The sequence below is a fragment of the Paenarthrobacter sp. 10N417 genome (genome assembly GCF_056394745.1).
The window spans coordinates 350,893-364,294 of the sequence record NZ_JBFTIL010000001.1 but is presented as its reverse complement, the minus strand read 5'-3'; the positions used below and the strand labels follow the sequence as shown (position 1 = coordinate 364,294).

10 protein-coding genes and 3 pseudogenes are annotated in these 13,402 nt (G+C 59.1%); 8 read left to right on the top strand and 5 right to left on the bottom strand.

What is annotated here, in order from left to right:
- Positions 1 to 41 precede the first annotated feature (41 nt).
- On the bottom strand, positions 42 to 470 hold the full coding sequence (locus AC1DCM_RS01475; RefSeq protein WP_477517023.1) for a Rid family hydrolase: 429 nt from the start codon (positions 468 to 470) through the stop codon (positions 42 to 44).
- Entirely contained in the window at positions 471 to 1,865 is a 1,395-nt protein-coding gene (locus tag AC1DCM_RS01470; RefSeq protein WP_477517022.1) for a flavin monoamine oxidase family protein, read from the bottom strand.
- 245 nt (positions 1,866 to 2,110) lie between these two features.
- On the opposite strand from AC1DCM_RS01470, the gene AC1DCM_RS01465 reads away from it, so the two are divergent.
- The gene (locus AC1DCM_RS01465) at positions 2,111 to 2,419 is read left to right on the top strand and encodes a putative quinol monooxygenase (RefSeq protein ID WP_477517021.1); all 309 of its coding nucleotides are present in this window, start codon (positions 2,111 to 2,113) and stop codon (positions 2,417 to 2,419) included.
- Positions 2,420 to 2,516: 97 nt separating this feature from the next.
- Here the strand turns inward: AC1DCM_RS01465 and AC1DCM_RS01460 are convergent.
- Positions 2,517 to 3,196: pseudogene (locus AC1DCM_RS01460) on the bottom strand (IS3 family transposase); the annotation flags it as partial.
- Between the two features lie 252 nt (positions 3,197 to 3,448).
- Here AC1DCM_RS01460 and AC1DCM_RS01455 point away from each other — a divergent pair.
- A pseudogene (locus AC1DCM_RS01455) lies at positions 3,449 to 4,498 on the top strand (IS110 family RNA-guided transposase).
- A gap of 20 nt (positions 4,499 to 4,518) precedes the next feature.
- On the opposite strand, the pseudogene AC1DCM_RS01450 reads toward AC1DCM_RS01455, so the two are convergent.
- Positions 4,519 to 4,797: pseudogene (locus AC1DCM_RS01450) on the bottom strand (transposase); the annotation flags it as partial.
- Between the two features lie 267 nt (positions 4,798 to 5,064).
- Here AC1DCM_RS01450 and AC1DCM_RS01445 point away from each other — a divergent pair.
- From AC1DCM_RS01445 to AC1DCM_RS01425, 5 genes are all read left to right on the top strand, one after another.
- The gene (locus tag AC1DCM_RS01445; protein WP_477517020.1) at positions 5,065 to 5,835 is read left to right on the top strand and encodes an IclR family transcriptional regulator; all 771 of its coding nucleotides are present in this window, start codon (positions 5,065 to 5,067) and stop codon (positions 5,833 to 5,835) included.
- Positions 5,836 to 5,866: 31 nt separating this feature from the next.
- Complete coding sequence (locus tag AC1DCM_RS01440; protein WP_477517019.1) at positions 5,867 to 7,894, top strand: hydantoinase/oxoprolinase family protein; 2,028 nt, start codon at positions 5,867 to 5,869, stop codon at positions 7,892 to 7,894.
- Positions 7,891 to 9,579 (top strand): hydantoinase B/oxoprolinase family protein, encoded by a 1,689-nt coding sequence (locus AC1DCM_RS01435; protein WP_477517018.1) that lies wholly within the window; start codon positions 7,891 to 7,893, stop codon positions 9,577 to 9,579. The genes AC1DCM_RS01440 and AC1DCM_RS01435 overlap by 4 nt, the downstream gene beginning before the upstream one ends.
- 72 nt (positions 9,580 to 9,651) lie before the next feature.
- A complete protein-coding gene (locus tag AC1DCM_RS01430) occupies positions 9,652 to 10,983 on the top strand; it encodes an MFS transporter (protein ID WP_477517017.1) in 1,332 nt (443 codons plus the stop codon).
- Positions 10,984 to 12,159 carry an aspartate aminotransferase family protein gene (locus AC1DCM_RS01425; RefSeq protein WP_477517016.1) on the top strand — a complete coding sequence of 392 codons (1,176 nt, stop codon included), beginning with the start codon at positions 10,984 to 10,986 and terminating at the stop codon, positions 12,157 to 12,159. It begins immediately after the preceding gene.
- 154 nt (positions 12,160 to 12,313) lie between these two features.
- On the opposite strand, the gene AC1DCM_RS01420 is transcribed toward AC1DCM_RS01425, so the two are convergent.
- Positions 12,314 to 12,973 carry a TetR/AcrR family transcriptional regulator gene (locus tag AC1DCM_RS01420; protein WP_477517015.1) on the bottom strand — a complete coding sequence of 220 codons (660 nt, stop codon included), beginning with the start codon at positions 12,971 to 12,973 and terminating at the stop codon, positions 12,314 to 12,316.
- 225 nt (positions 12,974 to 13,198) lie between these two features.
- On the opposite strand from AC1DCM_RS01420, the gene AC1DCM_RS01415 reads away from it, so the two are divergent.
- Complete coding sequence (locus tag AC1DCM_RS01415) at positions 13,199 to 13,381, top strand: hypothetical protein (RefSeq protein ID WP_477517014.1); 183 nt, start codon at positions 13,199 to 13,201, stop codon at positions 13,379 to 13,381.
- The last annotated feature ends 21 nt before the right edge of the window (positions 13,382 to 13,402 follow it).

Below are 13,402 nucleotides of genomic sequence, written 5' to 3'. Positions count from 1 at the left end.
GGTCGGGCCGCCCGTTATCAGGGCTGGGCGGCCCGACAGGATCAGGAGGGAACGCGTGCGATGGCGCCGATTTCGATCAGGGCACCATCCCCGCCGAGGTCCGCAACCCCAAAGCCCGTCCACGAAGGGTAGGGGGCAGGGAAATAGCGTGACTTGACCGGAAGGAACCATTCGTTGGTTGCTGCCATGGCTCCTTTGTGGAATGTCTGGAGTTGAACGATGTCTCGCAGGGTTGCCCCGGCCTCGGCCAGGACGCGCTCTACTGCGATGATTGCCAGTTCTGCCTGGCGGGCTCCGTCGGCCGGGATTGCTCCCGTTTCGTCGATTCCGAGCTGGCCGGAGACAAAGATGAGGTCTCCGCTGCGCACACCGGGTGCCAGGCCGTAGGTTTCCCCGACTTCGCCCATACCCTCCGGTATGAGGTAGGTGATCTCTGCGGTTTGATGTGTGGTGGACTGTTCTGCTGCCATTTAGGCTGCTCCTGCCGTGAGTGGTTTGCTTGTTTTCAAAATGCTGTGGGCTGCTGCTTCTCCGGCGCGGACGGCGCCTTCCATGTAGCCAGTCCACATTGAGGCTGCCTCAGTGCCGGCGAACCGCAGGGGCCCTACCGGCGCGTTCAATGCATCACCAACCCTGCTCAGCAGACCCGGAGGCATCACGGTAACCGGCGCCCCCATGGTGTAAGGCACGCTCGGCCAGTCCGTCTCGTGGTAACCGAGCACGTCAGCAGCTTCTCGGCCAAGGACGGCCTCAAGGGAATCAAGCACTGCCTTCTTACGTGCTTCAGTTCCCAAAGCGAACCATGCGTCGTAGTCCTTGCCTCCGATAAATGCCACGATGGTTGCCCATTCGTCTCCGGGACGCGTGACGTCAAGGGAGAGATAGCCGAGATCCAGATCGAAGACCTCGCCGGAGAGGCCAGCATCCCGCCAGAAAGCACGGCTGTACCGGACCTGTACCTTTGACTCCCGCCCCATGGGAGCGCGCGCCTGGAGCTGACGACGGGCCAGCGGCAACTCTGGAGTGAACTGGATTGTGTTGGCAGCCGACGGCGGGACCGCAATGATTGCTGCCGGTGCAGTAAACTGCCCGCGAGCCGACTCAACGATGACACCGTCGTTTGTGTACGTTACCGAATAGACGGGGGCGTCTGTGATGACCGTTATCCCGTCAAGCTCGGCAATCCGCTGGGAAATCTGCTGCGACCCGCCAAGCCAGAGCGCGTCGTTGGCTGTAACCTGCAGGGCGCGCATCCCTTCGCACTTAGCAACATACTGTGCCCAGAACAGCATGGACATCTCGGTCGTGTCAGCGCCGACGATAATGTTCAGATCTGTCCTGACGATGCGCCGGGCAACCTCATCGGAAACATTCTCCTCAAGCCACGACTGAACGGTAATCGCGTCCAGGGCTACATGCTCGGGACCCGCCCACGGGCCCTCGGGTCCCACGGTTTCCGCCAATTCGTCGAAGAGCCCGTTTACCCTGGTCAGCTCCGCGTCCAAAGCGGTCGAACCAGCCACCGAATCCGGGTATCCTCCATCGGGAGCCCTGACAACCTGGCCGTCAGCCCGGTATGTCATGCTGCCCGAGGGCCGTGCCGGAACCCATGACAGCCCCAAAGTCTCCCCGAGAAGCCGGGATCGGTGATGCGTCGTTCCGATCAACATGCCACCAAAGTCCAAGGGACCTCCCGGCGTATTCGCATCGGAATGCGTACGACCGCCGACGCGGTCCTTCGCTTCCAACACAGTGACCCGAAGTCCCCCCCGCGCCATCGTATAGGCGGCGGCCATGCCAGACAGGCCACCGCCTACGACGATAGCGTCAGCTTGATTGCCGGCGCTGCTATTTGTGGATGACATGTGAAGCTCTTCCTGCTTATGGGAGCCCGGTTCGGCCGCACCTACTGGCTGGCCGCGCCGCTCACCCTCCGTGATGTATCTAACGCAGCAGCGTGAGCTAACTAACGTTAGGCAGCAATGTAGCAAAAAAAGTTGAGAGTGCATAGCTCTTTTGCGAAATCCGGAAAGGCGCCCCGGTTGTCGCCATGCGCTGGTACAGTCTCAGCTAACTAACGACTGTTAGCAGACATCCAAAGGAGAAAATAATGTCAGTAGTTCTACTTGCCACCTTTGAAGCCAAAGCGGGAAGCGAACAAAGCCTGCTCAGTGCCATCCGTGAATCAGTGCCAGAAATCCACGCCGAGGCTGGATGTGGCATCTTCGCCCTTCATGAGGGTGAAGATGCCATCGTGCTGATCGAAAAATGGGAATCCGAAGAGCTCCTAGAGGCGCACCTTGCTGCGGAGCCGGTAGCGAATCTGGTCCGTCGACTCCAGCCATTCCTCGCCTCCGATCCGATCGTTACCCGCCTCAAGGCGGTTCCGGCTGGAGACGCTTCACAAGGAGCCATCTAGGAAGCTTGTGGGTGCGCCGGGGGCGTTCGAGCAGATTTCCAACCGAGTTCAAAGAAGGAATATTCGGGACTGCCCCGGCTTTTGGTGACTCGGGGTCTTAGGCCGCTGTGAGCGCGGTCCGGTTGATTGTTCCATATTCGATCGGCGGGGCTTCCCAGCCGTCTTTGCCGGCGCCGGCGGTGGTAGGTTCTGGTACCCTTGATCCGAGTGCACCACTCTCCCTGCCGGGCGGCGCGCCCGCACCGCGTTCTCCAGTGCGGCCACGGCCAGCGAGGACTTCATCCGCGAATCCATCGAATACCCGACGATCCTCCCGGAATAGACGTCCTTCACCGCGCAGAGATAGAGCTTGCCCTCGGCCGTGGGGTGCTCGGTGATGTCTGTCAGTCACAGCTCGTTCGGTGCCGCGGCGGTAAAGTCCCGCTCCACCAGATCGTCATGAACCGGCGGCCCGGGCCTGCGGTTCAGGCCCCGCTTCTTCGAAAACACCGACCAGATTCCGTGGGCCCTGCACAAGCGCTGGACCCCTTTCTCACCCGCCAAGATGCCCTTCTCTGGAAGTTCATCGGCGATAAAACGGTACCCGAATGCCGGGTCGTCGGCATGGATCTCCAAGGCGGCGTTGACCAGGTGCGCATCTACCCAGTCCCGTTCCGTCACCGGGTTCGCTTTCCACCGGTAATAGCCTTGCTTGCTGAACTTCAACACCCTGCAGGTCACCGCCACTGGAACACCGTTGACGGCAAGGTCCGTGACCAGCGGGTAGATCTGTAATGGTCAGTAGCCGGCCCGAGGTTGGCTGGCAGGCTGGTCCCGGAGGACGGCGTGTGACTCAGGGTATATCCGACCCGCTCAGCGGTGTCTTGAAAATGACTCGTCCGCACCATTCTCCGGGCACAGGCCTGCCCGCGCGGATGACCTGATCAGAAGACTGTCCACCACTTGGGTGTGACTCGTTACAGATGCGTCTCCAAGCGACCCAGGCGGGCTCCTGTCACCTCTCCGGTTCAAATTTAAGGAGAAAGCACTATGACGATCATCGCTGAGGAGTTCGAGTTCGTCGTCGAGGTCGACACCCATGTCCGCACCCACACTTTCACCGTTGTTCATGCCCCCACCGGGGCAGTGGTCGACACCGCCGCGTTCCCGACCACGTCCAAGGGAATGGACCGTGCGGTCAACTGGATCCGGCGGCGTGCAGGCGGGGAGAGGGTCTTCGCTGCTGTTGAGGGCACGTCCTCCTACGGTGCCCGGCTCACGTAGGCCCTGCTTGCCGCTGACATCGAGGGTGGCAAGGTCAGGCCTCCTACCCGGTCATCACGGGCACTGACCGGCAAATCGGATCCGATCGATGCCGAAGCTGCAGCCCGTTCAGTTCTGGGGCGACCCCGCGATCAGGTGACAGAACCGCGTGCTGCAGGCACTAGGGCCGCGATCAGGATTCTGTTCGCTTCCCGGTCCCTGCTCGATCACCAACACACCGCGAACCGCAACGCCCTCACCGCCCTGCTCCGCGGCGCAGATCTCGGGGTCGACGCCCGGTCATCCCTGCGGGACGCGCAGATCACCGCCATCGCGGCCTGGCGCAGCTCAAACGTCGTGGACCTCATGCTTCGAGTCGCCCGCGCCGAAGGCAAACGCCTGGCACTGGCCATCAACGACATCACGATCCAACTCGCCGAAAATCACAAAGCCTTGGCCCAACTCACCGAAGACCTGGCCCCTTGACTGCAAACCACCCCCGGAGTCGGGCCCGTAGCAGGAGCGATCATCATCTGCGCCTACTCCCACCACGGCCGCATCCGTTCAGAAGCAGCCTTCGCCGCCCTCGGAGGTGTTGCGCCACGACCGGCCTCCTCCGGCAACACCACCAGACACCGGCTCAACCGCTCGGGCGACCGCCAGCTCAACCGGGCCTTCGACGTCATCGTCCGCACCCGCATGAGCTTCGACACCGAAACCAAGAACTACTTCGCCCGCAGCCGGGCAACGGGCAAAACAAACCGCGAGATCCGCCGGAACCTCAAACGCTACGTCTGCCGCTCCATCTTCCGCCAACTCCAAACCATCATGGCTTGACACAACCCATAGAAGAGTCATTTTGGGTTGATGTTCCTGGCCAAATAGGCAGCCGCCCGGCGCAGAATCTCATTCTCCTGCTCCAACAGACGGTTGCGTTTCTTCAGCTCCCGCATCTCGGCCGAATCACCGCCGGCAGGTCCGGCTCCGGATTCTTTACGTTCGGCAATGGCAATCCAACCCTTGAGCGTCGTGACTGACAGCCCGAAATCCTTTGCAATCTGCGCCAGAGGCGCTTCGCCCTTGCGGGCGACATCAATAACATCCTGGCGGAACTCCGCCACATAAGCCGTGGGCATGGTCAACATCCTTCCAGCCCAGCCCGATCGACTAGTCAAAGCAGATGTCACCTAGCCGTGCAGCAGCCCCGAACAACGTTGGCGGGCTAGTGCTACGGTCCGCTAAAGAATCCTCTTGGGCTCAGACCGGTCGAGCATCCTGTCAGCCAGGTGGTGAGGCGGGATGGTCGCGGGTGGCATGTCCTGTAGTTGTTACGCCAGAACAGTTGACGCACATCACATCCATCCCTATCCTCTTTCAGAACTTACGAAAGGTGTTCGCATATTATGAACTCCGCACCCAGGATTTCAAGCACTGTCAGCACGGCGTTGAGGATCCTTCGCCTGCTATCAACACGCCCAGGAGGCTTCCGGCTCAGCGACGTTGCGGAAGCTTGCAAGATCGGAAAAAGCAGCGCACACGTTCTCCTTTCCACTTTGGTGGAGCAAGGTTTCGTACAAAAGCTGTCCTCTGGCAACTACGGGCTGGGCATTACTGCCTTCGAAGTTGGTTCAGCGGTTCCCGAGAACGTTCGATTCGGGGGAGCGATTGCCCGCCCGATGCGGGAGCTGGCCGACACTTCGGGTGAATCGGTTTCGCTGGCCCTTCTGCATGGTCGCCATGCGGTCATGGTTCAAAGATTTGAAAGTCGACAGATCCTCAGGGCCGAGATTCGCATTGGAACCCGAATGCCGCTCTTCGCTTGCGCATCAGGGAAGTACTTCCTGGCACACATGCCACTGGACGAGGTCAACTCGCTCTACCCCGACAAGGAGCTCCCTCAAGGCGTTTCGTCCGGGCAACTGCGCACAACGGCCGCCTTGATCGGGCAATTCGAAGAGATCAGGAGCCGTAACTACGCCTCAAACGTTGGCGAATACGCCGATGGCATCAATGGTGTCGCGACAGGTGTCCGGAACGCTTCTGGGGAACTTGTTGCGGCGTTGAGCATCGCAGGTCCGTCTAGCCGATTCGATATCGATTCGTGGACTGAACCGCTACTGTCCACCGCGCATTCCATGTCCCTGATTCACGGGAAGCGCGGCCAAGGAGTCTAACCCCAGCCTCCCAATAATTGAAAGGAACCCGATGACTTTCGTCGCCGGAATAGATGTCGGCGGCACGTTCACCGACGTGCTGCTATACGAAGAAGACAAGCGCAAGCTGCGCCTTGCTAAGGTCTTTTCCACACCTTCCATGCAGGCAGACGGGCTTCTCAACGGCCTGAACCAATTTGGTGTGCCGCTCTCAGAGTTGGACGCCCTGCTCCATGGGACAACAGTGGCCACCAATGCTGTGCTCGAACGTAAAGGAGCGCGTACAGCTCTCGTCACCACACGAGGTTTTAGGGACGTTTTGGAGTTGCGACGCCGGGACCGGCCGACAACCTACGGCCTCACCGGCCAATACACGCCGCTGGTGCCCCGATCACGGTCCTACGAACTCGACGAACGTATTGGATCCGACGGTGAAGTTATCACCCCGCTGTCAGAGGCCGCGCTCCGGGAGCTGGTGAACGTCCTTCGCGAGGACGGGATCGAGTCCGTGGCGGTATGCCTGATCAACAGCTACGCGAACAGCGTCCACGAGCTGAAAGTTGCGGATTTCCTACGGCAGGAAATGCCGGAAATGGCTGTATCCGTCTCCTTCGAAATTTCGCCACAGCTAGGTGAGTATGAGAGGGCGAGTACCACCGCAATCAATGCGTTCGTAACCAAACAGATGTCCCTCTACCTAGGGACTGTCCAGGACCGTATGCGGGCAGAAGGGTTCAATCACGACGTCTTGGTTATGCAGTCCAACGGAGGCGTCATCCCAGCCAATCAGGCTGGCAAATACGCCGTCCGTACGCTGCTTTCCGGTCCTGCGGCCGGCACCGTTGCCGCGGCACACTTTGGAAAGGCCGCTGGCCTCCCTGATGTGATTTCCTGCGATATGGGTGGCACAAGCTTCGACGTCGCACTCATTCCCGGGGCTCTTCCGTCTGTAACCAGTGAGAGCGAGATTGAGTATGGACTGCCCCTGAAGCTGCCGATGATCGACATCAAAACGATCGGTGCCGGCGGCGGATCGATTGCCAGTATCGATAGGGCGGGAATTCTTCAGGTCGGTCCGGAGAGCGCAGGGTCGTTCCCGGGCCCCGCGTGTTACGGCCGTGGTGGGACTCGGCCGACCATCAGCGATGCGAACATGGTTCTGGGCCGAATCGCTGCGAGTCAGACGCTAGGAACCCAGGATGGGTTCCAGCTCGATTACGAGGCGGCATGGATTGCCATTGAAAACGACATTGCCATTCCGCTCGGTCTCAGCGTTCCCGACGCCGCGTTGGCCATTGTCCGCATTGCCAACGAAATGATGGCTAACGCCATACGTATGGTTAGCGTTGACAAGGGGCATGATCCGAGAAGATTTTCGCTCGTCGGATTCGGGGGAGCGGGGCCGTTGCACATAGCCGAACTCGCCCGGTCCATCGGGGCCACCAAAGTCATCATTCCTCCCCACCCAGGAGCGCTCAGCGCGTTCGGGTGCCTGATGGGGGATATCAAGTACGACTTCATGACGGCCATCACCTCGGACGTCGACAACTGTTCCCCCGACTACCTGCGGACCGTTCTTGTCGGGCACCGACAGGAAGGAGAAGGCAAACTTCACTCCGAGGGCTTCGAGAACAGTGACATCGAAGTTCACCACATTGCAGTGTTGAGTTACGCCAAGCAGATGTACACGATCGACGTCCCGCTTGGCGCCCAGGAAGACGGGTGGTCGCCGGAAGCCCTGACTGAGGCGTTCCGTGCAAAGTACGCGGAGACCTTCGGGAGCCGGCAACGAAGTGGCGCAATAAACCTGGTTTCCCTGCGGACGGTAGTTACAGGACTGCGGAATGACGTCGACTTCGAAGCGCCGCGGCCGGTCCTAGGCGTCGAAAGCTCCAGGACGGTGATATTCGACGACGGCGAACATGAAGTGCCGGTGTTAAGGCGCGAATCATTCGTCGCTGGCCAGGCCATCGAAGGACCTGCCGTGATTAATCAAACGGACACTACGACAATCCTGCCTCCCCGTAGCGTCGCGATTGTCCAAACCAACGGAAGTCTCGTAGTTGAGGTAGCAGCATGACTCACGAAATTGACCCTCTGACCCTTGCCGTCATCCGTGGCAGGCTGGAACAGATTGCGGATGAAATGGATACGGTCTTCGAACGGATGGCGTTCTCTCCTGTCATCTCGGACGCTTGGGATCGCGCCGATGGAATCTACTCGGCAACTGACGGAAGCATGATCGTGCAAGGCCTCCGAGGTCTTCCGATCTTTGTGGGAACCATGCAGTACACGGTGGCCTCGGTCATCGAGCAGATTGAGCAGCTGGCACCTGGGGATACATATCTCATCAACGATCCGTTTGCTGGCGGAACGCACATCATGGACACCAAACTCGTTCGCCCCTTCTACTACAAAGGGGAATTGTTCGCATTCCTAGCGAACACAGGACACTGGCCCGATCTTGGGGGTCGGGTGCCGGGTGGCTTCGGTGCATCTGCAAGCGACTGCTACCAGGAAGGACTGCGTATCCCCGCAGTGAAGCTGTTCAAGGAGGACGTGCTCCAAACTGACATTGTGCGGTTGGTACAGCACAATTCGCGCATCCCGGAGGACGTCATGGGTGACATCGACGCGCAGGCCACAGCGCTTCGTGTAGGTGACAATCGACTGACTGAGCTACTTGATGAATACGGCGTAGACACCGTCAACGCTGTCATTGCACAACTTCGCGATCGAAGCGAAACGCAGATGCGGTCGTATATCTCGGACATTCCCGATGGCCTCTACTCCTTCGTCGAAATCATGGACAACGATGGAATCACCGACGAACCGTTGAGGGTAGATGCTCGACTCACAATCCGCGGCGACGAGATGGACATTGATTTCAGTCACTCCTCTGCGCCGTGCACCGGGCCGATGAACTCCGTGAAGGCTGCAACCATTTCCAGCACCTTGGTTGCCATCAAGCATGTCTTCCCGGATATCCCCATTAACTCCGGCATCATGGCGCCGTTGAATTTCAACCTGCCTGAGACAGTGTTCCTCAACGCTCAGCCGCCACGCCCTGTCGCCGGGTGCGCGGCTGAAACCAGCCAGCGCATCATCACAGCCGTTATGGGCGCATTGGCCAGCGCCGTCCCGGAAATGGTGCCCGCAGGTTCGTCCGCGACAGTAAACAACCTCTCGATGGGAGGCACCGACGAAGACGGAAGCCAATATGTCATGTACGTCTTCCTTGGCGGGGGTTACGGCGGACACCTTCAAGGAGATGGACTATCCAATGGTTGCTCGCTGATGAGCATAGGCCGGGTGCAGTCCATAGAGACCCTGGAGCAGCGCTATCCTGTGCGGTTCAACCGCTACGGGCTGCGTGACGGATCGGCCGGCTTGGGAGAAACTCGCGGAGGTTTCGGCGTTCATTTCGAGTTCGAACTTACGAGTGAGCAGGCCCAGGCCAGTCTGTTGGGGGACCAGTCCAAAACTCCGCCAGTTGGACGTGCCGGTGGAAACAACGGGCTGCCTTCATCGCCGTGGTTCCAGCTGGACGGAAAGAAAGTCGTTCTCCCCATGGTCAGCAAGGGAGAGAACGTCGGACTCAAGAAAGGAGACATCGTGTGTCTTCGAACTCCTGGAGGGGCAGGATACGGAGACCCGGCCAAACGCACGCAAGAAGCCATAGCCCGAGATATCGAGAATGGCTATCTTTCCTCAGAGGCGCCCGCTGAACTGGACGACGCCTTGGCAGATCTCGTCCAGATCTAACCCCCCAATCAGGTGGCAGCTGAGGCTGCAACTTCAGCTGCCACCAACCCACCCATTCTGATAGGACATGCAGTGAGTGATCTCATGTTATCCCCCAAGGAGCAGCAGCAAACCCTCAAGAAAGCCATTATCGGAAGCCTCGTTGGCACCACACTGGAGTGGTACGACTTCTTTCTCTACGGTTCCGCAGCAGCATTGGTTTTCAACAAGGTGTTCTTTCCGTCATTTGACCCTGTTACAGGAACCCTTTTGGCCTTTCTCACTTTTGCCATGGGATTCCTAGCCCGCCCACTGGGCGGGGTCATAGCAGGGCACTTCGGCGACAGGATCGGCCGCAAGAACATCCTGCTCGTGACCATCTCCCTCATGGGAGGTTCGACCGTTGCTATCGGCCTCCTGCCCAGCTACGACGCAGTGGGCCTTCTTGCGCCAATCCTTCTCATCGTGACACGCATGCTCCAAGGCCTGGCCCTGGGCGGCGAATGGGCTGGCGGTGCGCTCATGATCGCGGAACGTGCACCAGACGCACGACGGGGCTTCCTCACGAGTTTTGTCCAGGTTGGGGTGCCCATCGGCACCCTTTTGAGCACCGGTGTTCTGTTCCTGATGTCGTCGATTCAAAGCAATGAGGACTTCATTGCCTGGGGTTGGCGCGTGCCGTTCCTCCTCTCCATCGTGGTCGTCTTCATCGGTATTTACATCCGCCGGCAGGTCACTGAAAGTCCTGCTTTCCTGGCGCTGGAGGAAACCCGTACCGAAGAGCCAAAGAGCCCACCCATCGTGGAGGTATTCCGCAAGCAGTCCGGAGAAGTCTTCAAGATCGTCGGAATTCGAGCCGGTGCGGACATCGTCTACTACACCTGTGTGACCTTCACACTCACGTACGTCGCCCAGACACTGGGCCTGCCGCGGGAAATCGGTCTGATCGCCAGTCTGATTGCTGCAGCCATGCAAATCTTCACCTATCCGTTTTTCGCTGCGCTCAGCGATAAATATGGTCGTCGACGGGTCACGGTGTTCGGCGCAGTTGGCTGCTTGGCCTGGATTTTCGCGTTCTTCCCCATGCTGGATACAAAGAGCAGCGTATTCATCATCCTAGGGGTCGTTCTCGGCCTGTTCTTCCATTCAGCCATGTACGGTGTGCAGGCGGCATGGATTTGTGAACTCTTCGACACCGAACACCGATACAGTGGGGCGTCCATTGGATACCAGCTCTCCGGTATCGTTGGGGGCAGTCTCGCACCGACGATCTCCCTCTGGCTGCTCAGCACCTTCCACTCAACTCTGTCCATCCAGATCTACGTGGGCCTAGGGTGCCTCATCGTTGCGATCACCGCCCTTGCCACGCGGGAAACACGAGGCACCAGGATTCATCCAACGGTCTCCATAAAGGAGCCCAGCTAAATGGCAGGCGTGCAGATGTCAACGAATTCCGGCCTTTTCCGGGAGGCGCTGCAGTTTCTTCCCGGCGGGAATACTCGATCGACGCTCTTCGTCCCGCCTAGTGCGCCGTACGCAGCATATGGTGACGGCGCACGCATAACCGACGTAGACGGGCACAAGGTCATCGATTGCAACAACAACTACACATCTCTGATCCACGGCCATAAGTTTCGGCCTGTGCTCGATAAGGTCCACGAGATAGTTGAACACGGCACGTCCTTCGGATTGCCGACCGAGTCCGAAATCCGGCTCGCGGAAGAGCTCAGTAAGAGACTGCCGGCAGCCGAGCAGTGGCGTTTTGTCAATTCAGGGACAGAGGCGGTGATGCACGCAATGCGGATCGCCAGGGCCCATACGAACAGAGATGTGATTGTGCGTTTCGTCGGAAGTTATCACGGAACCTCGGACGCGGTTGTCGACTTGAACATGCCGGGAATACCACGGAGCGTGGCTGATTCAGTAATCACTATGCCTATCGGAGACGCATGGCAGTTCAAGGCATTTATGCGGGAACGGGGTCGGGATGTGGCAGCAGTTCTCATTGACTTGATGCCGAACCGTGCCGGACTCCAACCTGCCAACGATTCATTCGTGTCATTAGTCCGCGAAGAAACCAAACTGCACGATGCCTTGCTCATTATTGATGAGGTCATCACCTTCAGGTCAAGCTTTGGAGGTTTGCAGGGTGTTTACGGGGTCGAACCTGACCTTACAACCCTTGGCAAAGTCATCGGAGGCGGGTTTCCCGTCGGAGCGGTTGGCGGGAAAGCCGCCGTCATGGACGTTACCAATCCAGCATTGCCCGGCACCATTGCATGGGGTGGCACCTTCAGCGCCAATCCTGTAACCATGAATGCCGGATTAGTTGCCCTGGACTACTTCCAGCAGCATGACATTACCAAGCTCAACGCGAAAGGCGACGCGCTCCGCGAGGCATTCCTGCAGGCGGGGATTCAGTGCAACGGATTCGGATCGCTCATAAGGATCTTTCCAGCAGACATGACTACTACGTGGTGGAAGGCTTACCGGGAAGGGGTGCTTCTGGGTACGTCTGGACTGATTGCGCTGTCGACAGCTATGGATGAGGGCGTCATTGAAGAGATCCTTCAGTGCGTCATCAGAATCAGCCAGCAGTAGTCGAACCTGGGAGACCCGGGTGTCGGGCACTGGTTGTAGGCACCAGGCAGCCGCCGTAGCCCCGAGGTGAAGCTAAATCTGAAAGGCGCGGAACCTGCGTTCCGTGCCTTTCAGATCACGCGAATCCATGCTCCTGCCCGGGGGGAGGAGGGCGCTACGGTTCGCCCGGCAGTTCGGCCCCAAGAATGATGCGGGACACTTGCACGGCTTTGTCGGCCATGATGCCGAGTTCCGCGTCGTTATAGTTGCCAGGAGCCCATCGCGTAGCACCCTCCAGAAGGGTCACCACCATCCCGACTCGTTCCTCTGGTTTGGAATGGCCCATGTCCCGGGCGGCAGCTGCGTACATGTTTTCGTGGAGTGCAACCCAGTCATCCACTTGGGTCCGCAGGTCTGCGGGAAGGATCGAGGCCATCCTGTCGGTTGCCACGAGCAGGTCCCACAGATTGCTTTCGGGAAGCCTGACCTGTCTGGTGAAATGCAGCCTCACCATGGCGTCCCAGAAGTCATCTGCTGATTCAGCGTGATCAACGGCCTCGAGAAGTGCCGAGCCGAAACGGTGAAAGTGCCAGCGCAGTGATTCCGCGACGATTTCGTCCCTGCCGTTGGGGAAATGCGAGTAGAGGCTCGGCGGTTTGATGTTGACGGCGTTGGCGATGGTCCGCATGGAGACTGAACTGAACCCGTTGGCGATAGCTAGTTGCAGAAAGGCCTCGAGTATGTGGCGTCTTGAAGCCCCTTGGCCGGCCCAATCCCATTCTTCCAAGCGGTGGGCGAAGGTATCGCGGGCGGCCTTGTAGGAGGAACTGCTCATGCTTTGACCCTAACAGTCGTGGGGGTTGACCCTTCGGAAGCGGTCCCTCGCCGTGGCACATTAAGCATGGTCCAACTTTACGCAAACTCTTGGCTAACGACCATTAGTTAGCTACCCTGAAAGAGGCAAGACCAGCACGGCTGGTTTCGCCGCTATCAGCGCCTTAACAGAGAGGAACGGATCATGTTGGTCGAAGATTCGAACCGGGGGGCCAAAGGAAGCAACATGACCTTTGGCAGTGGGCTTTCTGGCATGGTCGCCGCCTACATCAGCGCCCGCGCGCTGGAAGACGATGCGGCTCACAACGACAACTGGCAAGCGCAGCAAGCCTTCCGCCCCAAGGGTCAAGGCCGGGTACGGACGTGGCTTGGCTCCCGCCGCCGCGGTGGTACCGCCGTCGTTTCTTAAATACCTGGCTCCAGCAGAAAG